Genomic DNA, 21,641 nt, shown 5'->3' with positions numbered 1-21,641 from the left:
AAGCAGTTAAACTAACTGTCCCCTTCCTAAAAACGTGGCGTTGAGGAAAGACAATGGATAAAGAGCAGCGGATCAAGGTAAAAAATATCCCTACTGACGTGAAGATCGAAAAGCCCAGTGCGGCGCAAAGCGATCGATTTAATCCCCGTAACCGCATTTACGTTCGCGCTGTAACAGGCCTCCATCAATTGTTACGTCAACGTATTGGTCTGGTAGGAATGTTGGCCTTTATGTTACTTCCTTGGGTTAATTACAATGGCCAGCAAGCAGTGTTATTCGATTTAATGAACCAGCACTTCACCATTTTTGGGCTGACGTTTTTACCGCAAGACCTCACCATTCTCGCGTTTATTTTTATGATTGCTGCCTTTGCGCTGTTTTTGGTGACTACCTTTTACGGCCGAGTATGGTGTGGTTATACCTGCCCGCAAACCGTGTGGACGTTTATTTTTATTTGGTTCGAAGAGAAGATAGAGGGCACTGCAAACCAGCGTAAAAAGTTGGATCAACGCCCCATGGACTTTGATAAGTTTTGGCGTAAAACAGCCAAGCATGGTAGCTGGCTGCTTTTCTCTCTCTATACCGCTATTACCTTCGTTGGCTACTTCACTCCGATTCGTGAGTTGTTGCCCGACTTTTTTACCTTTTCAGCCGGTGGTTATGCGGTATTAAGTATTGCTGTCTTTACGCTATGTACCTACGGTAATGCTGGGTGGATGCGCGAAATCATGTGTTTGCATATTTGTCCTTACTCACGTTTCCAATCAGCCATGTTTGATAAAGATACCTTCACAGTCAGTTACGATGCTAAGCGCGGTGAGAAACGTGGTCCACGTGGGCGCAAACAAGATCCAAAGGAACTGGGTTTAGGCGATTGCATCGACTGTAACTTGTGTGTGCAAGTGTGCCCGACCGGCATTGATATTCGTAACGGCCTACAATATGAGTGTATAAACTGCGGCGCCTGTATTGATGCCTGCGATGGCGTGATGGATAAAATGAATTATCCACGTGGGCTCATCTCCTACACCACCGAGCGCAATCTTGAAGCGTCGGCAGAGAAAACCAAACCCGTTCGTGGCAAGCTGATTGGCTATTCAGTCATTCTATTTATTCTTATTGGTGCGCTGGCGGCCAATATTATGATGCGCGTGCCGATGGACTTAGACATTATCCGCGATCGTAATCAGCTGTACCGGGTCAATATGGAAGGCTTGGTAGAGAATACCTATACCTTAAAAATTCTTAATAAAGCCCAGCAGGAACAGCGTTTTAGAGTCGAAGTGCAGGGGCTGGAGCATTATCAAGTAATTGGTGAGCAGGAGTTCACCGTGCAGCCGGGGCGCTCCCATAATGCACCGTTGTCGGTGATCATTGACCCTTATGACTTACGTAAGCCAATGACCGAATTTGAGTTTGTGCTTTACCCAGTGGATAGCCCTGACACTCAGCTTAAGCAATCCAGCAACTTCTTTAAAGGGCGCTAATGTGAGCGAGTTTAGTTTTGCATCTTTGACACCTGACACCATTTTAGATGCCCTTGATTCGGTTGAGGTGTATGCCGAGTCGGGGTTATTAGCACTCAACAGCTATGAGAATCGGGTGTATCAATTTTTGGCAGAGGATAAGCGCCGCTATGTTGTAAAGTTCTATCGCCCAGAGCGTTGGAGCGATGTACAAATTTTGGAAGAGCACCGCTTCACCCAAGAATTGATGGATGCTGAGGTGCCAGTGGTGGCACCTTTGACAATCAACGGCAAAACCCTGTTTAAGCATCAAGGTTATCGTTTTACTCTGTTCCCAAGTGTGGGGGGGCGGCAGTTTGAAATGGACAATCTGGATCAGTTGGAGCAACTCGGGCGTTTAATCGGGCGGATGCATCAAACAGCTAAAGCGTCTGCTTTTGAGCAGCGACCAACGCTTGGGTGCGACGAGTATTTGCATCAAGCTAAGGTTCATTTGCAGCAAAGTAACTTGGTGAGCACAGCCATGTCGCTGCCATTTTATACGGTACTGCAACAGGTTATCGATAAAACGGTACAACTTTATGATTGTTCGCAGAGTATTCGCTTGCATGGTGACTGTCACGCTGGCAACATTCTATGGTCTGCGGACAACACCCTGACATTCGTTGACCTTGATGACAGCCGACAAGGCCCTGCGATTCAAGATTTATGGATGATGCTCAGTGGTGACAGGCAAAATCAGTTACTGCAGCTTGATACCTTGGTTCTGGCATATGAAGAGTTTGCCGACTTCGACCATTCTCAGTTGCGATTGATTGAGCCATTGCGAGCCATGCGCATGGTGCATTATATGGGCTGGATAGCAAAACGTTGGTCAGATCCGGCGTTTGAACGGAACTTTTCTTGGTTTGCTGAAGACAAATACTGGGAACAGCAAACTCTGGCTTTAAAAGAGCAGTTGGCGGCGTTAGATGAGCCACCATTAAAACTTTTACCTTAAGCACCTGCTTTTGATGTTTAATGTATACATTGAGATGACTATGATAAAAACTTTAAAATATTCACTACTACTACTTTGCCTACCTGTTGCCGCTTGGGCAGCTGACTTTAAAGCGGGCGAGCACTATCAAGTGCTTGAAGCTGAAGCGTCTGAAGCTGATAAAGTAACCGAATTTTTCTCTTTCTACTGCCCTCATTGCTTCAAGCTTGAGCCCATTGTTGGGGCACTTGAAGAGTCACTGCCTGAAGGTGTGCCTTTAGTTAAGAGCCATGTAAACTTCTTACGTATTGATAAAGATGCGCAAAACCGCCTAACTCGGGCTTACCTCGTTGCCAAAGAAGAAGGTAAAGATGCCGAAGTAGCGCAGGCGATTTTTGATAGCATTCACCGTCAACGCGAGCCATTACAAACGCAAGAGTCTGTGGAAGCATTGCTCGCAGAGCAAGGCATTGATGCCCAACGTTTCGCTATGCTTGCTGCGAGCGAGCCTGTTGTAAATGGCGAGAAAGAAGCCGTGGATGACCAAACAACTTACTCAAAGCTAGGTGCTTTGACCGGTGTGCCAACACTCATCGTTAACGATAAGTACAAAGTGCATGTGCATAAAGTGGCATCGCAACAAGAGCTAAACGAGCTCGTAAACTATTTATTAGAAAAATAATCGGAGTACTCGATGAAGAAGTTCATTGCTTTAGCCATGATGGCATTGGCGCTGCCCATCAGTGCGATTGCGGCACAGTTTGAAGAAGGCACGCACTATGAAGTGGTTTCGGACAGAGCTAGTCGTAAGCCGGAAGTGAAAGAGTTTTTCTCTTTCTATTGCCCCGCATGTAACGCCTATGAAGGCTTGCTTATGGATGTAAAACCTAAGCTCAGCAAAGATGTTGATTTTAAGAAAAGCCACGTTAACTTCATGGGCGGCCGCAGCACCGAGAATCAAGATATGCTGTCACAAGCACTCGCGACTGCTGAAGTGCTGCCGCAAAAAGACAAGTTGATTGCAGCCATGTTTAGTCATATCCACACTAAGCGCGCTAAGTTTAACGAAGTCGCTGATGTGAAAGATATTTTTGTTGCCAACGGCGTAGATGGCGACAAGTTTGACAAGCTATTCAAAGGCTTTGCTATTCGCACCAAAGCCTCGAAGATGCAGCGCGATCAAGAATACTTTAAAGAAAAAGGGGCCCTACGCGGTGTTCCTACCTTTATTGTTAATGGTAAATATCGCCTACTACTAGGTCGTGAGTCAGGCGTTACCGACCCAGAAGATATTGCCGCACTGATTAACTTTCTTGCGAAAAAATAAGTTAAGAAAGACACAAAAAAACCGCATTTAATGATGCGGTTTTTTTATTCTGCAAATAATGTCAGCTACTTGCGAGTGAGAAATACACCGGATTCAATATGATGGGTGTAAGGGAACTGATCAAAAATCGCGAATCGCGTTACCTTATGAGTACTTGCTAGCCTATCTAAGTCGCGCTCTAATGTGTCTGGGTTACAGGAGATGTAGACAATATTGTCATACTCACTCACCAACTTACAGGTTAGCTCATCCATGCCAGCACGCGGTGGATCAACCAAGATGGTCTGGCAGTTATACTCTTGTAAGTCGATGTCTTTTAAGCGGCTAAAGCTACGTTCTTGACGCATAGCTTGGGTAAACTCCTCGCTACTCATACGAATAATATCAAGGTTAGTCACCTTATTAGCTGCGATATTGTATTGTGCCGATTTAACCGATGACTTCGAAATTTCTGTGGCCAATACGCGATTGAAAGACCCTGCTAAGGCGACTGAGAAGTTACCATTACCGCAATAAAGCTCGAGCAAATCATTATTCAAAGGGGCGCACACATCTTGAGCCCAGCCCAGCATTAGCTCGTTCACCTTGGCATTGGGTTGGGTAAAGCTGTTTTCTACTTGCTGATAAACGTACTGCTGGCCATTTACCTGCAAGCGCTCGATAACATAGTCATTTCCTAACACTTCTTTTTGTTTGCGAGCACGGCCAATGAGTTCAACATTAAAGCGTTGTTGTAATCTTGCTTGTAATTCCTTGGCACCAGCTAGCCATTGCTCGTTGAGTGGCTTGTGGTAAAGCAAGCTCACCAACGCCTCACCGCTTAGCGTCGTGAGGTAATCGATTTGAAACAGTTTACGGCGCATCAACTCATCATCTTTGAGCTCGTTGATAAGCGCGCTCATAAGGTCATTGATTAACGGCGCACCCGGGTCAAACTGATCAACGCGGATCTTCTCTTTGCTCACGGGGTCAAACATAATGTGGTAGAGCTCGTCCTGATCATGCCATACTCTAAACTCAGCACGTTGACGGTAATGCTTCGGCGGCGAAGCAAACACTTCAAGCTGTTGCACACCAAAGCGCGAAAACTGTGTCGTGATTCGTTGTTGTTTTTCTGTTAGCTGCGCGTCATAGGTGCTGGTATCGATATCAATTACTGGCATGCAAACCTCTCGTTATTAAGTGCGCCGCTATTGTAGGCAGTTGCCACGGTTTGTCCAGTATCGGCCATTATAAAGTGCACAAAATTTCTACAGTTTCTGTGCGTGCTGCCGATAACAGCAATAGTAGTATATTAATTGACTCATGAATGTGTGCTGCCAAGGCTTGGCAACCACTGCAGAGGAGGGCCTTAGCTCATGAAAATTAGCGATTTAAATCATATCTTTAACCAAAGCAATCGTTCTGGTTTAAAAAATAAAGGTGATGCGCCGGCACAGCCCGCGATTAACTCTCCGAGGTTTGATAGTTACTCATCGGGTTATGGCCAAGTGGGTGCCAAGGTATTGAATGACAAATTGGCGCAAGCGTTAGGTCTCGAACAACCAAAACAGCAAAGCAAGCCGTTATTTGACTTCGAAGAGGTAGTGAAAAATGTGCTGCAGTTTGTCACTGGTGCGGTGAAAAAAGCGAAAGCCGATGGCGCCAATGACGACAAGTTACAAGAAATGCTGGCGCAAGCGCGCGAAGGCGTGCAAACCGGTATTGATGATGCCTACGGTGAGCTTGAAGATGCTGGGCTACTCAACGACGAAATTAAAACCGGCATTGAGCAGTCACAAAAAGGCATTGAGGAAGGACTCAATGAGTTTGAGCAATCGCTTTTTGGCGAGCAAAGTATTGGTAATGGCGTAGCGGTAAGCCAAGCCCAGTATATGCAGCTACAAAATAATGCCGAGTATCGTTTTACTACCGCTGAAGGCGATGAAGTGGTCGTTAGTTTAGCGCAAAACTACCAAGCTGGTGCGGCAGCCAGTTTATTTGCCCCCGGCGAAAAGCAAGGGGCTGGCTATGCATCTGAACAGTTTGAGAAGCAGGAATTAAACTTCACGTTATCGGTTAATGGCGAATTAAATGAAGATGAGCAGCAAGCTGTAAATGATTTCATGGCACAACTACAAGGCGTAAGTGAAGACTTCTTTAGCGGCCAATATGATGATGCGTTCAATAAAGCCAGTGAGTTGCAGCTAGATAATCCAGAGCTAGTCGCCTTCTCTATGGATCTGACACAAACTAAAACTCGTGCTGCAATAAGAGAGTATGAGCGCACGGCACCAGGTAAAGAAGTTGCCAAAGAGCTGCAACCTTTCAATGAGTCGCTGAAAGAGGCATACAAGCAGGCCGGTGACTTAGGGCTGCAAAATGAGCTATCGGGGTTGATGCTTTGGCTCAATCAAGATAAAGAGCAAGAGAAAGTGCAAGAGTTTATTGACTACAGCAAAGCGATGTTCTCGCAGCTGGAGCAGCTGTTAAAAGACTCACCATCGACCCCCAGCGATGACAGCGAGTAATAAACAAAAAGCACCATTTGGTGCTTTTTTAATGCCTTGGTTACATTCAGTTCATAGTACTTTAATATGATGCTCAGCAGCTATTCAGCAAACCTGTGTTTAAATTTAAAGTACAAAGTGGGGCTAAGCTTTTGTTTTTGCTTCACTGCGGTCTACACTTTGGGTGTGGAAATGAACTGTTGGCTTGGACCACGACGTAGAGCACATTGATTAATGTGGCTACGATAAGAGCAAGAAATGCCAGCTAATAAAGTCAATAACAATCGAACGAGCTCAGATTTATGAAGCAGTATTAGCCGCTTTTTCAATCTGGTGTGTGACGCACAAATGCTAAGCGCGTGCTCGATAATCGTTAACATGGGATGGATACAATGAAAATCAAATCACTCTCTGCAGCTATTGTACTGGCTTTCGCAACTCAAGGCGTTATGGCTGACGAACAAACAAACCCGCAAGAAGGCCTCCATATTGGTGTTTTTGGGGATTATTTCTGGGCCGATTGGGATCGCATCGATGGTGCGCCTGTAGGCACTGAAATTGGCGAATCTTTTGGCTCAGGTGTTGAAGTGGGTTATCGCTTTAACGAATATTGGACTGCACGCCTAGAGTTCGCTGCACTCGAGCTTGATATTGAAAATACTGACAATCATAAAACCGGCGAGCGTTATGGTGCGGACGTACTATACCACTTTAACGATACCGTTTATGGTGTGTTGGGTGCTAAGAAGTTTGATGTTTATAACGACTTCAATGCGGCAAATCTAGGTGTGGGTTTTCGCCATCACCTAACTTATAACTGGGCTGCATATGGTGAAGCAAATTACTACGAAGGCTTGAACCAAAATCACTCAGACTTCGGCCTTAAACTCGGTCTTAGCTATCACTTTGGTGATAAGCCGCAGCCGAAAAAAGTAGAGCCGGCGCCAGAGCCTGTTGTTGCTCCAGTAGTGAAAGAAGAGCCGAAAGACAGCGATAAAGACGGTGTTATTGACGCGCGAGATAATTGCGCAAATACACCTATGACCGATGCGGTGGATGAGAACGGCTGTACTCGTTACATGGAAAAAGGCGATAAAGTGAGCTTGTTAGTGCGCTTCCCGCATGATAACTCAGACGTAAACCAGCGTTACTTTGATGATATTCAAGAAGTGGCTGACTTTATGAAAGAGTACCCAAAAACCACTGTGCTATTGGAAGGTCACGCCTCTGCAGTGGGTGATGCCGCTTATAACAAAACGCTCTCTAAAAAGCGTGCCGATCACGTAGCGAACCAGCTTATCGACGACGGCATTGCCGAGTCGCGCATCAATACGGTGGGCTTCGGTGAAGAGCGCTTGTTAAACGATGCAAACACTGCACAAGCACATGCGCAAAACCGTCGCGTTGAAGCACATATCTCTGTAACTGAACGCGTAAAAGTAAATCGCAACTAAGTATCAACTGATGAAAAAGCCCAGCGCGATGCTGGGCTTTTTTGTTGCAAATAATTATTACTCAATATTCACCACTTTATATCTTCTCTTAATTGATATTCATCAAATTTATAGTGACTATTTCCTTACTGGGCAATGGCAGCAATTTTCTTCTATCTTTAAAGCCTTTATAATTGTATTCGTGTCAAAATTTTATAAATAGTACGTAAGCGCTTTGGCGATACGCGCTGTTTTCACGTCACCAAGAGGGCAAAATTGTGCTTCAAGAATATCGTAAACATGTTGAAGAGCGTGCAGCCCAAGGTATTGTGCCTGCACCACTAGATGCTCAGCAAACAGCTGACTTAATCGAACTTATTAAGAACCCACCAGCCGGTGAAGAAGAATTCATTTTAGACTTACTTGTAAACCGTGTACCACCTGGTGTGGATGACGCGGCTTACGTAAAAGCAGGTTTCCTTGCTGCAGTTGCTAAAGGCGAAACGCAAACGCCACTTATTGATAAAGAAAAAGCAGCAGAGCTACTAGGTACTATGCTTGGCGGTTACAATATTGCGCCAATGGTAGACCTTCTTGATGACGACGCTTTAGCACCGATTGCCGTAAAGGGCTTGTCACACACTTTACTTATGTTCGACGCGTTTTATGACGTGGAAGAAAAAGCTAAAGCAGGTAATAAGTACGCGCAGCAAGTTATCGAATCATGGGCAAATGCTGAGTGGTTTGAGAAAAAGCCAGCAGTACCAGAGAAAATCTCTGTTACCGTGTTCAAGGTAACCGGTGAGACTAACACCGATGACCTTTCTCCAGCCCCTGATGCGTGGTCACGTCCTGATATTCCACTGCATGCTTTGGCAATGCTGAAAAATGAGCGTGATGGCATTAACCCTGATAAAAACGGTGAAGTAGGTCCTATTTCACAGCTAGAAGAGCTAAAAACAAAAGGCTTACCACTTGCCTATGTAGGTGATGTTGTCGGTACTGGTTCTTCACGTAAATCAGCGACTAATTCAGTACTTTGGTTTATGGGTGAAGACATTCCTCACGTACCGAATAAGCGTGTTGGTGGTGTTTGTCTTGGCGGTAAAATTGCTCCTATTTTCTTCAACACCATGGAAGATTCGGGCGCACTACCAATCGAGTTAAATGTTGATGACATGAATATGGGCGATCAAATTGATATCTACCCATATGAAGGTGTGGTGAAGCGCCACGGCACCGATGACGTGATCAGCACTTTTGAACTTAAATCAGACGTGATTCTTGACGAAGTGCGTGCTGGCGGTCGTATCCCATTGATTGTGGGTCGTGGCCTTACCGATAAAGCGCGTGCCTCATTGGGTATGGAACCGGAAGATATTTTCCGTAAGCCGAAGATCATCACCGACTCAGGTAAGGGCTTTACCCTAGCGCAAAAGATGGTTGGTCGTGCTTGTAACATGCCAGGTGTTCGCCCAGGGCAATACTGCGAGCCGAAGATGACTACCGTGGGTTCACAAGACACCACTGGTCCAATGACGCGTGATGAGCTTAAAGACTTAGCTTGCCTTGGTTTCTCTGCTGATTTAACCATGCAGTCTTTCTGCCACACTTCAGCCTACCCGAAACCAATCGATGTGAAAACGCACCACACGCTGCCTGATTTCATCATGAACCGTGGCGGTGTATCACTGCGCCCAGGCGATGGTGTTATTCACTCTTGGCTTAACCGTATGCTACTTCCAGATACAGTAGGTACGGGTGGTGACTCACACACCCGTTTCCCTCTAGGTATTTCATTCCCAGCGGGTTCTGGTGCGGTTGCGTTTGCAGCGGCGACTGGGGTTATGCCACTGGATATGCCTGAGTCTGTATTGGTGCGCTTTAAAGGTGAAATGCAGCCAGGTATCACGCTACGTGACCTCGTCCATGCTATTCCTTATTACGGCATCAAAGAGGGTCTGCTTACCGTTGAGAAGAAAGGTAAGATCAACGAATTCTCTGGCCGCATTCTTGAAATTGAAGGTGTTGAGCACCTTACTGTTGAGCAAGCATTCGAGCTCTCTGATGCATCAGCGGAGCGTAGTGCCGCTGGTTGTACCGTGAAGCTTAGCCGTGAATCAATCGCTGAATACCTAGAGTCAAACATTGTCATGTTGAAGTGGATGATCTCTGAAGGTTACGGCGATGTACGTACTATCGAGCGTCGTATAAAAGCGATGGAAGAGTGGCTTGCCAACCCAGAGCTAATGGAAGCGGACAAAGACGCAGACTACAAGCACGTGATTGAAATTGATCTTGCAGAGATCAAAGAGCCAATCCTGTGTGCGCCAAACGATCCAGATGATGCACGTTTACTTTCTGACGTAACCGGTGAGAAAATCGACGAAGTATTCATCGGTTCATGTATGACTAACATCGGTCACTTCCGTGCCGCTGGTAAGCTTCTTGATAACTACGGCGGTCGTTTGCCAACTCAACTTTGGGTTGCGCCACCAACGAAAATGGACCGTGACCAGCTAACAGACGAAGGTTACTACGGTATCTTTGGTCGTGTCGGCGCTCGTATTGAAACACCAGGGTGTTCATTGTGTATGGGTAACCAAGCACGTGTTGCTGATAAAGCGACTGTGGTGTCTACCTCAACGCGTAACTTCCCGAACCGTTTAGGTACAGGTGCTAATGTATTCTTGGCTTCTGCTGAGCTTGCAGCGGTTGCAGCGATTTTGGGTAAACTACCTACGCCTCAGGAATACCAAGAGTATGCCGAGAAGATCAATGCGACAGCGGCTGATACGTATCGCTACTTGAACTTCCATAAAATGCCTCAGTACACCAAAAAAGCGGATGAGGTCATCATCCAGCAAGCGGTGTAATGCAGCGTTAAATAAAAAAGCCCACGCAAGTGGGCTTTTTTATGCTCAAAACAAAGTTGATTAGGTGTTTATTTTTTCACTATATAAAAATGTTAGATTATTTACCTGTTATATTTTTATGTGTGCATTTTTGATGCAAAAACACATAAACTAACTGGGTAAATAAAATCAAACCACCACCGAAAATAGCTTAAGATCCCCGCAAATTTGCATAAAAGGCAGGATCTTTATGACAACGTTAAATAATCAGAACCTTCTCCAGCTTCGTTTTATCGACCAAGCTCATATCGACGCAGTAAAGCCTTCGTTTGATAATCTTCCCGACAACCCGTATGCCGATGGTGCATTTCGTAAGCGTCGCTACTCAGTGGTTAAAATGCAGCAAGGCGAGCTTACGCTACAGCCGACTAAAGCCTTTGTTCAGGATGACTCCATCAATAACTTCCAAGGCAATATTGAGCGTACCTACGAGAATCTAGAACAGTCGCTGTTGGCCAGTGCAGGCATGAAGCGCATTGTGGAAGAGTTTCGCACCATGACCGGCATCAGTGATGACCGTGATATTGAAATTCATCAGTTCCGCATGTTGGCAATTGAAAGTGATACGCCGCCGGCACCTGAAGGCGTGCATCAAGACGGCTTTGACCATGTCTGTGTATGTGGCGTATCGCACGAAAACCTAGAAGGCGGAGAGCTGCTGGTGTATGAGCATAAAGAAGCGAAACCGTGTTTTAAAATGGAGATCAAAGACGGCATGTTTGCGCTAATTGATGATCGCCAAGTTTGGCACAACGCCACGCCGATGAATAAAATTGATGATAGCAAGCCAGGTTACTTGGACTGCTTCGTGCTGACAGCTTAAGGGACAGCCATGAACTTAACCGAATTACGCCAGCAGTTTCCGGCGTTAATGCAGCAGGTGGATGGTCAATCTCCGATCTTTTTCGATGGTCCAGGTGGGGCGCAGGTTCCGCAGTCTGTTTTAGACGCGATGAGCAGCTACCTTGGCCACTACAATGCTAATTTGGGCGGCGCGTTTTTCTCCAGTGATAAAACCGTGGCGGTGATGAGCGCAGCGCGTCAAGCAGTGGCTGATTTACTTAATAGCCCAAGCCCTGAGCAAATTGTCTTTGGCGCCAACATGACCAGCCTGACATTCAGTTTCAGCCGCGCTTTGGCTAGAGACTGGCAAGCGAGCGATGAGATCATTGTCACCAATGCCGATCATTATTCAAATGTATCATCTTGGGTGCAGGCCGCTGAAGACAAGGGGGCGCGAGTGCATGCACTACGCGTCAACGAGCAGGATTGCACCTTGGATATGGCTCATTTCGAGCAGCTTCTTAATGACAATACTAAGCTGGTGGCAGTGACCTATGCTTCCAATACCACAGGCTCTATCAATGATATTAAGCGCATTATTGAGCTTGCTCACCAGCACGGTGCGTTAGTCTATGTGGATGCCGTGCACTATGCACCACATGAGCTTATCGATGTACAAGCCTTAGACTGTGACTTCCTTGCTTGCTCAGCTTATAAGTTCTTTGGTCCGCACGTGGGCATCGTTTACGGTAAGCGCGCTCATTTAGAGCACTTTACTCCTTACAAGGTCGCGCCGGCGAAAGATGTGGTTCCGGGACGTTGGGAAACGGGCACACAAAGCTTCGAGGGGTTGGCCGGTGTCACCGCCGCAATAGAATATATCGCCAGTTTAAGCGGTCTTGATGCCAGCACGCCACGTCGTCAGCGTTTGCAAGTCGCCTTTGCCAATAGCAAAGAGCATGAAATGGCGCTCAGTCGCCACTTCTTAACGCGTTTGGCGGAGTTTCCACAGATCACTCTGTATGGCATTAGCGATGTTGAACGAGTGCAACAGCGTACACCCACCTTTGCACTGACCATTGCCGGCTTCGAACCACGCCAAATTTCGGAGTTTTTAGGCCAGCACCACCTCTGTGTATGGGATGGTAACTTTTATGCGCAAGGCCTGTGTGAGCAGCTCGGCGTGATGGATAAAGGCGGAGTCGTGCGTATCGGTTGCATGCACTATAACAGCATCGCCGAAATAGACCGCTTATTCGAGCTCTTGGCAACGCTCATTAACAACGCGTAATGATGTAGGTTAAAAGGCGGCGTAACAGCCGCCTTTTTTGTAACTGTCCTAGCTTAGAAGTTCCCACAAAGGGGGAAAGCCAAATTATTAAAAATTAGTTTCGGATCTTTGCAAAAGCCTCCGCCTTGTGGTTAAGCGTATATTGATATTCACAATGAAAATGCATCGCTAGTTGTACCTGTAGCAGCTAGTTACTATAATGAAGTTGTGAAATTACTTTCAAGGAGGAAAAATGGAAAAGTTAAACTCGGTTCATGAGCTTTATAAACTACCTTCCACACCGGAAGAGCAAGTTAAAGTCCTATCAACAATTCTAGACATTCCACTTCATCTATCGCGGGGCTATGAAAGTGCATCAGTAGATGCCATGTGTGCTACGATACTTTATAGACATTTAGGCCGTGCAGATAGGATGGCAGCTATGAGAGTTATCAGAGCTACCGGAAATCCAGTACTATCGGAGCGCTTAGCACAAAGAGCTTTTGATACGATCATAAACCCACAGTGGCATATCTGGTCTTTAACTAATGATGAGTTAAAAAAAGACTTAGCTTTTCATAAAAAATTTGATGATATCGCTGCCAAAATTGGTTTCTCTGCCTCAGCTATAGGTGCGAAAGACTTGGCAAAAGCTGCACTGAACCAAAAACGCTTGGGTAAAAAAGGTTGGAGCACAATAGTTATTTGGGCGACAGTTTACTTTAATAGTTCTGAGTTAAGTAAGGCGCAGGGGGAGTTGAAAAATAGAACTTCATTAAATGAAGGTTCAAAGTACCATTGATTAACCGTTTTATATCAATACTTTTTCTGATTTTCATGTTTTCAGTGATGGCATCCACGTGGGATCGCATGGGAGCTGAAGATCAGAAGTTTATATTTTTCACAGTACTTGTGACTTATATCGTTCACTACTTTTTTCTTTGTAGAAAAATAAAGAAGTTAGAGGAGAAGGATGAAAAGTAAGAGTATTCTGTTCTTCACTTTCTTTAACCTCATGCCTTTAGTTACTGCAACTGCAGAGGAAGTAACTCCTATTCCAATAAAAGATTGTGAGTTAGGGATTGAGTTTGTGGCGCAGCCAGCTTCATCATGGGTCGGTGGTACAACTTATGAATACATAAGCGAAGACTACAAGCAAAGTTATTCATTAAGCATACTTATCCCATATGAAAATGAATTTCTTCTAGATTCAGACGGAGATCTTTTATCGGAAAAAGAGCTATTGGGGTTTTATGTGCAAGAAGCTCTTTCCCCTTATAATAAGCACGATATTTCAGAGTTTAACTCCATATCAAAGAAAGACACTCAAAAGTTCTTCCAAGTTAGTAGCGGCAATATCGAGACCAATTATGGTATATCAACATTTGTTGTAGACGACAAGTTAGTGCTTATTCGTGCATACCATATCATGAATAAAAGCACATCCTTGGCTCATAGTATGGTGTCTTTGCAAAGGCTCCGTACTAATTTAGATGATATTGAAAGCAATTGTATCTATTGATAAAAAGAAATTAGCTACTAGGCTGTCCGTAAATTTGCTCGGCACGGTTAAACAGCACCCAGGAAGTGAGAATGTATTTGTCATTGGATATTGGCTTATTGCCTCGGTGGGTGTGGGTGAAGTAACCCGGAGCGACCACCATGGTGCCACGTTTGGGTGCTATTTTACGGTTCTGATAATAAAACTCGGTTTCTCCCCCTTCGCTGACATCATTGAGATAAAACATAAACAGCAATACCCGATGCAGCGCTTCGTTGTGGCCTTGCTGGGGGTATACTTCGCTGTGCCAATAGGGGTAGCCGCCCTTATTCACTTCATACTTTTGTGCTTGGATATTCCCCAAACGAAACAGTTGCTGTAGTAAGGTGCCCATCTGCGGCTTTGCCACTTCATCAAAGTTTTCCACCGTAACATCAACTGGCTGCCCGGTTTTGGGGTGATAAACTTTAAGGCCAAAGGCGCCAATCATCATAAAAAAGTGCTCTTGTACGTAGTCCATCACGTGTCGCGCTGTTACTTGCTGGATATGTTGTAGCGCTTGAGCATACTCTGGGTGGGCATTGAGGTATAAATCGCGGCTATCTTTTTTCGCTAAATCAATACCGCCTGAGGTGCGCCCTGGCTGGGTATGCGGGCTTTGCTCAAAAAGGTCGATAAACTGACTACAAAACTCGTCACTAAGCGCGTTATCATAAACGCCAATAAAGTCTGACATGACTCAACCTTACCTTTTGGAATTATTATGCTTATTGAGAAGGTTCAGCCCCGTTTTAGCGAAACTGATGTCCTTGGACACATTAACAATACCGTACTCCCTGTATGGTTTGAAGCCGCCCGTACCCCTATTTTTAAAATCTTTACCCCCGATCTCAATCCCCACCAATGGCGGTTAATCGTCGCTAAAGTGGAAGTGACTTTTATGGGAGAGCTATTTTACGGCCAAGAGGTCGAGGTTAAGACCATGATAGAGCGTATCGGGTCAAGCTCCTTCGTCATTAAACAGCAAGCTTGGCAGCATGGTGAATGTTGCGCCGAGGGAAAAACGGTGATGGTGCGCTACAATTTCAGTGATAAGACCTCTCAGCCCCTGAGCGATGATGAGCGCACTGCGCTCAGTGAGTATCTATCAGACTAACTACGCAGGCCGACATAAAGGGCCGCAGAGGCGGCGGCTGATACGATGGCAATGGCCTCTTGATGGTTTTAGTTAGCGTGCCATTGCTTATGCTTCAGCGCTCGCCCCTGCGGTCGCCCCTGCAGTCGCCCCTGCAGTCGTCCCAATATTTAGTCGATGGATTGTGGTTGCTGCTGAGGGGTGGTCGCGACCACGTAATTATAAGCATTGGCACTGTCCTGCTCGTGCCACCATGACAATTGCAACTGCTTACTATGGCGCTGTACCAGCGCGCTGCTCTCTCGCAATTGTTGCCAGTCAATGCTGCTCAATTGTGCCAACGCCAAAGTGCCAAAGAGCAACAGATAAGGAAGTGCTTGCTTGGTTGTTTTGGTCATCTTTCTTTTTGCTCCAATTGCTGCTCAATACGTGCTCTCAGCGCGCGTTCTAATGCTTTGTCATCAACCTCAATCACTAAACCCTGCTTTAAGCGGCGCTGCATCTTGCGCTCAAGTGTAGCCAGCGAGCGCTGCTGTTGTGTATGCGCTGGGTTTTCAGTCACCGCCGTAGCTGTGTTAAGGCTCATAAGTACTTGAGCACCGCCGGCATGCGCCGAGCTCAATATCAGCGCTAATAGGGGGACGGATAAACTGCTGGCTCTCATCACCGTGCTCCTTAGTTGCCTTGCTGCTCGATAATGCGTTTGGCGACATCTTGGTTAATACGGCCAATAGACTCATGTAGCTGCATATCAAGTTGTTGTTCTAATTTATTGTTTAATTGCGTCAAACTGGTACTTGGCAGAGTCGCTTTGGGCTGTGTATTAACTTGCGGTTCGCCAGCCTGTGTTGCTGTCGCGAGAAGAGTGCTTATTAGTAATACTGCTTGTAGTGGCTTGTTCATAATTTAATCCTCGTTATGGGTGTTGTTTGCAAAGCCGCTTGGCTGTGCCGTTTTGTTGTTATCCATATTAGGTCGAGGTTTTCGCCGCGTCGCTTATCTACATCTTACGGATTTTTCATAACTTCATATTATTTAAAATAAATATTTAAAATCATAAAGATACCCTCAATTATTATATTTAAATATAACCTTTTATAAGGTTTTGATTCACTTTTTGTTCACCTGTGTTAGCATTGCGTTGGCTTTAATCAAGGGGCTTTTTTCGAGTGCAGTACAGAGTTGGACCATGGACATTACTTGAGCAGCGAGGAGTGTTGCTTAGCGGGGATATTGAGCGAGAATTAGACCCGCTGCTGATTAAGCTGATCACTTTTTTTCTCCAACGGCCGCAGCAGATTGTTACCCGTGAACAATTAATTGAGCATGTTTGGCAGCAAGGCTATGTTGATAATAATGCCATAAATCGCGCCATTTCTGAGTTGCGGAAAAAGTTAAAACACCCTGACGATCCAGCCATTTTTATAAAAACCCACTACCGCCAAGGCTATAGTTTGGTCCGTGAAGTGGCGACATTGGATAACGCTGCCAGTGCAGCTGCGCCACAAACTGCGGCGCCAGAGCTGCTTGCGCACACTCAAGTTAACACCCACGAGGACAAGCAGCCGATAACACCGACGCGCTCAAAGCCCAGTTATGCTTGGTGGAAGTATGTGGCTGCGGTGGTGTTTATCGCTGTGCTTGCTAGTGCCGCTTACACGCTGAACGGGTCTGCGTTTTTTACACCGTCACAAACAACCGCTGTTATCGCTGAGCAAAAGCCAATGAGTCGCCACAAAGTGACCTGGAAAGTGGGCAGTGAATATGTGCCTCTTATCAACGATAGCGGACGCTTACTGGCTTACAGCAATGAAAAAGACGCATCAGGGAAAGAAGGCGCCTTTGTTCTCGATGTGATCACTCGGGACGAAGTCGCCATAACCTATAAAGATGCTGAAGTGGCCGCCCTGTCTTGGCAACATAATAGTGATACCTTGGTGATACGCGCCAGAAACGCGACTGATAGCAGTTGCCAATATCTAGCCATAGATTTCACCAACTTCCCTGAATTAGGCGAACCTAAGCCGCTCATGGAGTGTGATCATCGTTTTGATTACAGTGGCCAGTTAAGTAATGATGGTCGCTATTTCTATTTTATCCGTGGCGAGCTGTACTCGCATTATATTGGTCTATTTAGGTACGATGTATACTCGGGCACGACTTCTCAGCTGATTGCGCCTATGGCGAACAAGGTCGGTCCAGGGTCCTTGTCGTTATCTCCAGATGGAAAGCACATCGCCTATTTACAGCTAGATCTCGACTTTCAGGTAGAGGTTTATGTATACAGCTTGGACACCGGTGAAATAAAACGCATGAACTCACCGCCCGCTAGTTTTTACAGAAACTCGGCATTGGATTGGTATAACAATGAGACCTTACTCTATGGCGACGAAAAAGGGCGGCTATTATTTATAGACATTCACAGTGCTGAAATCGCCGAGGCCTATGCCTTACCTGATGATATCAAGATGTCAGATATCAGCTATTACGACAACTCGGTGTATTACTCACCGCTTAGTGCCATAACCTATCAAGTGGTCGCTTTGGAAAGTTTTACCGAGGCGGCTCAATATCAGCAGCTTTATGCCTCCGATAGCAGTGAATATGGGTTAGTCGCTCATAGCACCGGGCACTACTTTATTTCACTACGCTCTGGCCGTCCTCAGGTATGGCACGCCAGTGACGGGCAGGTTAAGCAGATATCATTTTTAGACCACCCAGACCATGCTCTTTTGGACAACTTAAGGGTATCGCCTAGTGGCGAAAACATCGTGCTGACAGAGCAGAAAAAACCTTTCTTACTCGATGTTGAAAGCGCAAAGGCAACGGCTATTAGTGAGCTTGCACACATTCCGATAATGGATTGGGCGTGGCATGAAAATGGCCAATCGTTGTATGTGTTAAGCAAATCATCGTCACCACGGACTCTTTATCAGTTTGATTTTATCACTCGGGAGCTTAACAAGGTGCGCGAGACGGATGCCTTACAGCTAGTCACCGGTGCTAACGGCGAGGTCTTTTTGTTCAAAGATAAGACCTTAATATCATTAAAGGATAATGCCCAGTACAGTGTGCCCTGTGAGCTATCAATGTCTTCTCATGTGCCTATCCATGTGCGCGATGGCTACGCCTATTCCATGGACTATACATACAACGTGTATCGTTGGGCTTTGACTGGAGAGCGGTGTGAGCAGGTGCAGCTACCATTTGAGATACTAAGCGCGGTGCCCGATGCTGATGGGCGGATCATTATCACTCGCAAAATGAGTGAAGATAGCTCAATCAACCGCCTTATGTGGGAATAATAAGGCCTGAGTTTAAACGATTAAACTCAGGCCCGAGAGTGGGTGCTACTTGAGCATAGGTTTTAAGTATTTACCGGTATGCGAGCGCTGGCACTCGGCTACCTGTTCTGGCGTGCCAGCAACGAGAATTTCGCCCCCGCCGCTGCCTCCTTCAGGGCCTAAATCAACGATCCAGTCTGCGGTTTTGATGACATCCAGGTTATGCTCAATCACCACGATGGTATTACCGTGGTCGCGCAAACGGTGTAATACCGCCAGCAGCTGCTGAATATCATGGAAGTGCAGACCAGTCGTTGGCTCATCAAGAATGTACAAGGTTTTGCCGGTATCGCGCTTGGATAATTCACGGGCGAGTTTTACCCGTTGCGCCTCACCACCGGAGAGGGTGGTTGCGGCTTGGCCAAGTCGAATATAGGACAAGCCGACATCCATCAGCGTTTGCAGCTTGCGTTTTATCGCGGGGATGGCATCAAAGAACTGTCGCGCATCTTCTACCGTCATCTCTAACACTTGGTGAATATTCATGCCCTTGTAAAGCACTTCCAGGGTTTCGCGGTTATAGCGTTTGCCCTGGCAGACGTCACACGGCACGTATACATCAGGTAAAAAGTGCATTTCTACTTTAATTACGCCATCGCCTTGGCATGCCTCACACCGGCCGCCTTTAACATTGAAGCTAAAGCGGCCCACTTTGTAACCCCGTGAACGCGCTTCTTGCGTGCCTGCAAACAGCTCGCGAATGGCGGTAAAAATACCGGTGTAAGTGGCGGGGTTGGAGCGTGGCGTTCGCCCGATTGGGCTTTGATCAATATCGATAACCTTATCGAAATGATCTAAACCCTGAATATCCTTGTACGGCGCAGGTTCAACGGCGGTTGCGCCGTTCAGTTCGGTGTGCGCCACCTTAAACAAGGTATCGTTAATAAGGGTCGATTTTCCGGAACCGGAGACCCCGGTGATACAGGTCATCAAGCCAAAAGGTATACGTATATCGACGGCTTTAAGGTTATTGCCGGTGGCACCGAATAGCTCCAGCCACTTATCAGAGGCGGCATGGCGCTCTTTGGGCACGGCGATTTCTTTACTGCCACTGAGATACTGCCCGGTTAATGAATCAGGGTTAGCCATGATTTCATCTCGGGTGCCTTCAGCAACCACATAACCACCATGTACCCCAGCGCCGGGGCCAATATCAATAACATAGTCGGCGGCGCGAATAGCATCTTCATCGTGTTCCACCACGAGAACAGTGTTGCCTAAGTCGCGCAGACGAGTCAGCGTTTGTAGCAGGCGATCGTTATCGCGTTGATGCAGGCCAATCGAGGGCTCATCAAGCACATACATCACCCCCACCAATCCCGCACCTATCTGGCTGGCGAGACGAATACGCTGCGCTTCCCCCCCGGAGAGGGTATCGGCGCTGCGCTCAAGCGACAGATAATTTAGACCCACATTGACGAGAAAAGACAAGCGGTCGCGAATTTCTTTGAGGATCTTATCGGCAATTTGCGCTTTTTGGCCGCTAAAATCGAGCTGCTCAAAATAGTCATAGGCTTGACCGATACTCATCAGGGTGACGGCAGGTAAGTTGGTGTCACCGATAAATACATTACGGGCCTCTTGGCGCAGTCGTGAGCCATGACAGCTCGGACAGGCTTGCGAGGTTTGATACTTAGCCAGCTCTTCACGTACCGAGTTTGACTCGGTCTCATGATAGCGGCGCTGCATATTGTTAAGAACGCCTTCAAACTCATGATTGCGGGTAATTAAATCGCCACGGTCATTGCGGTAGCTAAAGGCTATTTTCTCTCCTCCTGAACCTTCAAGAACCACTTTTTGTGCTTGTTCATCAAGGTCTTGGAAAGGGGTGTTAAGATCAAATTGATAGTGCTCTGCGACCGATTGCAGCATTTGGAAATAGTAGAAGCTGCGCTTATCCCAGCCTTTGATAGCGCCGCCAGCAAGGCTGAGCTCACTGTTGTGAACAACGCGGTTGGGATCAAAGTACTGGCGTACCCCTAAGCCATCACAGCTTTGACAAGCCCCAGCGGGGTTGTTGAAGGAAAATAACCGTGGCTCCAGCTCGCTCATGGCATAGCCACAGGTCGGGCAAGCAAAATTGGCGGAAAACACCATCTCTTCCTGTAAGGAGTCGTCCATAGCGGCAACCTGAGCAACGCCCCCTGAAAGCTCAAGGGCGGTTTCAAAGGATTCGGCTAAGCGCTGTTGCTGACCCTCTTTCACCTTAAGGCGATCGACAACCACTTCAATGGTGTGCTTTTTATGTAATTCAAGCGGCGGTGGATCGGACAAGTCACAGACCTCGCCATCAATACGGGCACGGATGTAGCCTTGGGCGGCGAGTTGCTCGAGCAGCTTTACATGCTCCCCTTTACGGTTTTTGACCACCGGGGCGAGCAGCATCAACTTACTGCCCTCAGGTAACGCCAAGACCTGATCCACCATTTGGCTAATGGTTTGCGCCGCTAAGGGTAAATTGTGGGTTGGGCAACGTGGTTCACCGACACGGGCAAACAGCAATCGCAGGTAGTCGTATATTTCGGTGATGGTGCCCACCGTCGAGCGCGGGTTGTGTGATGTCGACTTTTGCTCAATGGAAATGGCGGGGGAGAGGCCCTCAATATGATCGACATCGGGCTTTTCCATAAGTGATAAAAACTGTCTGGCGTATGCGGAAAGCGACTCAACATAACGGCGCTGACCCTCGGCATATAATGTATCAAAAGCGAGGGAGGATTTGCCGGAGCCTGATAAGCCGGTGATGACAATCAGCTTATCGCGAGGGATTGTGAGGTTGATGTCTTTGAGGTTGTGGGTGCGTGCACCGCGAACTTCGATATTTTCCATTCTTCGCCTTTTACCCGTGCAATTTAATAGCCCGTAAGTATCGCATATTTGTACAGGATTTAGCGATGCCTTATTGACCTAAAGAGTGAATACTGTAACAACGAAAAACTCAGTACGAAGCACAGCAGGGCAGGCGATCAGTGTAATATTAATGCTGCTGGGCATGTCAT

19 protein-coding genes are annotated in these 21,641 nt (G+C 46.6%); 13 read left to right on the top strand and 6 right to left on the bottom strand.

Going from position 1 to position 21,641, the window contains the following annotated elements:
* Positions 1–53 precede the first annotated feature (53 nt).
* Genes ccoG through MHM95_RS14350 form a run of 4 tightly spaced genes read left to right on the top strand, consistent with a single transcriptional unit; the run spans position 54 to position 3,772 of the window.
* Complete coding sequence (ccoG, locus tag MHM95_RS14365) at positions 54–1,487, top strand: cytochrome c oxidase accessory protein CcoG (RefSeq protein WP_239385621.1); 1,434 nt, start codon at positions 54–56, stop codon at positions 1,485–1,487.
* 1 nt (position 1,488) lies between these two features.
* Complete coding sequence (locus tag MHM95_RS14360; RefSeq protein WP_239385620.1) at positions 1,489–2,466, top strand: serine/threonine protein kinase; 978 nt, start codon at positions 1,489–1,491, stop codon at positions 2,464–2,466.
* A 40-nt stretch (positions 2,467–2,506) separates the two neighbouring features.
* Positions 2,507–3,127 (top strand): thiol:disulfide interchange protein DsbA/DsbL, encoded by a 621-nt coding sequence (locus MHM95_RS14355; RefSeq protein WP_026110942.1) that lies wholly within the window; start codon positions 2,507–2,509, stop codon positions 3,125–3,127.
* 12 nt (positions 3,128–3,139) lie between these two features.
* Positions 3,140–3,772 (top strand): thiol:disulfide interchange protein DsbA/DsbL, encoded by a 633-nt coding sequence (locus tag MHM95_RS14350; protein ID WP_022943751.1) that lies wholly within the window; start codon positions 3,140–3,142, stop codon positions 3,770–3,772.
* 65 nt (positions 3,773–3,837) lie between these two features.
* Here the strand turns inward: MHM95_RS14350 and trmA are convergent, their stop codons facing one another.
* Positions 3,838–4,935: a tRNA (uridine(54)-C5)-methyltransferase TrmA gene (trmA, locus tag MHM95_RS14345; RefSeq protein WP_239385619.1), complete on the bottom strand. Its 1,098-nt coding sequence runs from the start codon at positions 4,933–4,935 to the stop codon at positions 3,838–3,840.
* Between the two features lie 195 nt (positions 4,936–5,130).
* Here trmA and MHM95_RS14340 point away from each other — a divergent pair, with 195 nt between their 5' ends.
* The 7 genes from MHM95_RS14340 (at position 5,131) to MHM95_RS14310 (ending at position 14,184) form a co-directional block, all read left to right on the top strand.
* Positions 5,131–6,282, top strand: a complete 1,152-nt coding sequence (locus tag MHM95_RS14340) for a DUF5610 domain-containing protein (protein ID WP_239385618.1) — start codon at positions 5,131–5,133, stop codon at positions 6,280–6,282.
* 371 nt (positions 6,283–6,653) lie between these two features.
* The gene (locus MHM95_RS14335) at positions 6,654–7,715 is read left to right on the top strand and encodes an OmpA family protein (protein ID WP_045979110.1); all 1,062 of its coding nucleotides are present in this window, start codon (positions 6,654–6,656) and stop codon (positions 7,713–7,715) included.
* A 257-nt stretch (positions 7,716–7,972) separates the two neighbouring features.
* Positions 7,973–10,570, top strand: coding sequence for a bifunctional aconitate hydratase 2/2-methylisocitrate dehydratase (acnB, locus tag MHM95_RS14330; RefSeq protein WP_022945501.1), 2,598 nt, complete (start codon positions 7,973–7,975; stop codon positions 10,568–10,570).
* 229 nt (positions 10,571–10,799) lie between these two features.
* On the top strand, positions 10,800–11,432 hold the full coding sequence (locus tag MHM95_RS14325) for a 2OG-Fe dioxygenase family protein (RefSeq protein ID WP_022945502.1): 633 nt from the start codon (positions 10,800–10,802) through the stop codon (positions 11,430–11,432).
* Positions 11,433–11,441: 9 nt separating this feature from the next.
* Entirely contained in the window at positions 11,442–12,683 is a 1,242-nt protein-coding gene (locus tag MHM95_RS14320) for a cysteine desulfurase-like protein (protein WP_045979112.1), read from the top strand.
* Between the two features lie 232 nt (positions 12,684–12,915).
* Entirely contained in the window at positions 12,916–13,464 is a 549-nt protein-coding gene (locus tag MHM95_RS14315) for a hypothetical protein (RefSeq protein WP_239385617.1), read from the top strand.
* A 171-nt stretch (positions 13,465–13,635) separates the two neighbouring features.
* Entirely contained in the window at positions 13,636–14,184 is a 549-nt protein-coding gene (locus tag MHM95_RS14310; protein ID WP_239385616.1) for a hypothetical protein, read from the top strand.
* A gap of 10 nt (positions 14,185–14,194) precedes the next feature.
* Here MHM95_RS14310 and MHM95_RS14305 read toward each other — a convergent pair whose 3' ends face one another.
* On the bottom strand, positions 14,195–14,899 hold the full coding sequence (locus tag MHM95_RS14305) for a 2OG-Fe(II) oxygenase (protein ID WP_022945504.1): 705 nt from the start codon (positions 14,897–14,899) through the stop codon (positions 14,195–14,197).
* A 27-nt stretch (positions 14,900–14,926) separates the two neighbouring features.
* Between MHM95_RS14305 and MHM95_RS14300 the strand changes: the two genes are divergently transcribed.
* On the top strand, positions 14,927–15,319 hold the full coding sequence (locus MHM95_RS14300; protein WP_022945505.1) for a thioesterase family protein: 393 nt from the start codon (positions 14,927–14,929) through the stop codon (positions 15,317–15,319).
* 149 nt (positions 15,320–15,468) lie between these two features.
* On the opposite strand, the gene MHM95_RS14295 is transcribed toward MHM95_RS14300, so the two are convergent.
* The 3 genes from MHM95_RS14295 to MHM95_RS14285 are packed head-to-tail and all read right to left on the bottom strand — an operon-like array spanning position 15,469 to position 16,201.
* Positions 15,469–15,696 (bottom strand): hypothetical protein, encoded by a 228-nt coding sequence (locus MHM95_RS14295; protein WP_151173531.1) that lies wholly within the window; start codon positions 15,694–15,696, stop codon positions 15,469–15,471.
* A complete protein-coding gene (locus MHM95_RS14290; protein WP_239385615.1) occupies positions 15,693–15,962 on the bottom strand; it encodes a hypothetical protein in 270 nt (89 codons plus the stop codon). The genes MHM95_RS14295 and MHM95_RS14290 overlap by 4 nt, the downstream gene beginning before the upstream one ends.
* A gap of 11 nt (positions 15,963–15,973) precedes the next feature.
* Positions 15,974–16,201, bottom strand: coding sequence for a hypothetical protein (locus MHM95_RS14285; protein WP_022945508.1), 228 nt, complete (start codon positions 16,199–16,201; stop codon positions 15,974–15,976).
* Between the two features lie 266 nt (positions 16,202–16,467).
* Here MHM95_RS14285 and MHM95_RS14280 point away from each other — a divergent pair, with 266 nt between their 5' ends.
* The gene (locus tag MHM95_RS14280; protein ID WP_239385614.1) at positions 16,468–18,603 is read left to right on the top strand and encodes a winged helix-turn-helix domain-containing protein; all 2,136 of its coding nucleotides are present in this window, start codon (positions 16,468–16,470) and stop codon (positions 18,601–18,603) included.
* Positions 18,604–18,648: 45 nt separating this feature from the next.
* Here the strand turns inward: MHM95_RS14280 and uvrA are convergent, their stop codons facing one another.
* Positions 18,649–21,471, bottom strand: a complete 2,823-nt coding sequence (gene uvrA / locus MHM95_RS14275; protein WP_239385613.1) for an excinuclease ABC subunit UvrA — start codon at positions 21,469–21,471, stop codon at positions 18,649–18,651.
* Between the last annotated feature and the right edge of the window lie 170 nt (positions 21,472–21,641).

It is taken from the genome of Pseudoalteromonas sp. CnMc7-15, from assembly GCF_022347925.1.
Taxonomy (GTDB): Bacteria; Pseudomonadota; Gammaproteobacteria; order Enterobacterales; family Alteromonadaceae; genus Pseudoalteromonas; species Pseudoalteromonas ruthenica.
The sequence above is the reverse complement of the archived record's forward strand: the minus strand, read 5'-3'. Positions and strand labels throughout refer to the sequence as shown.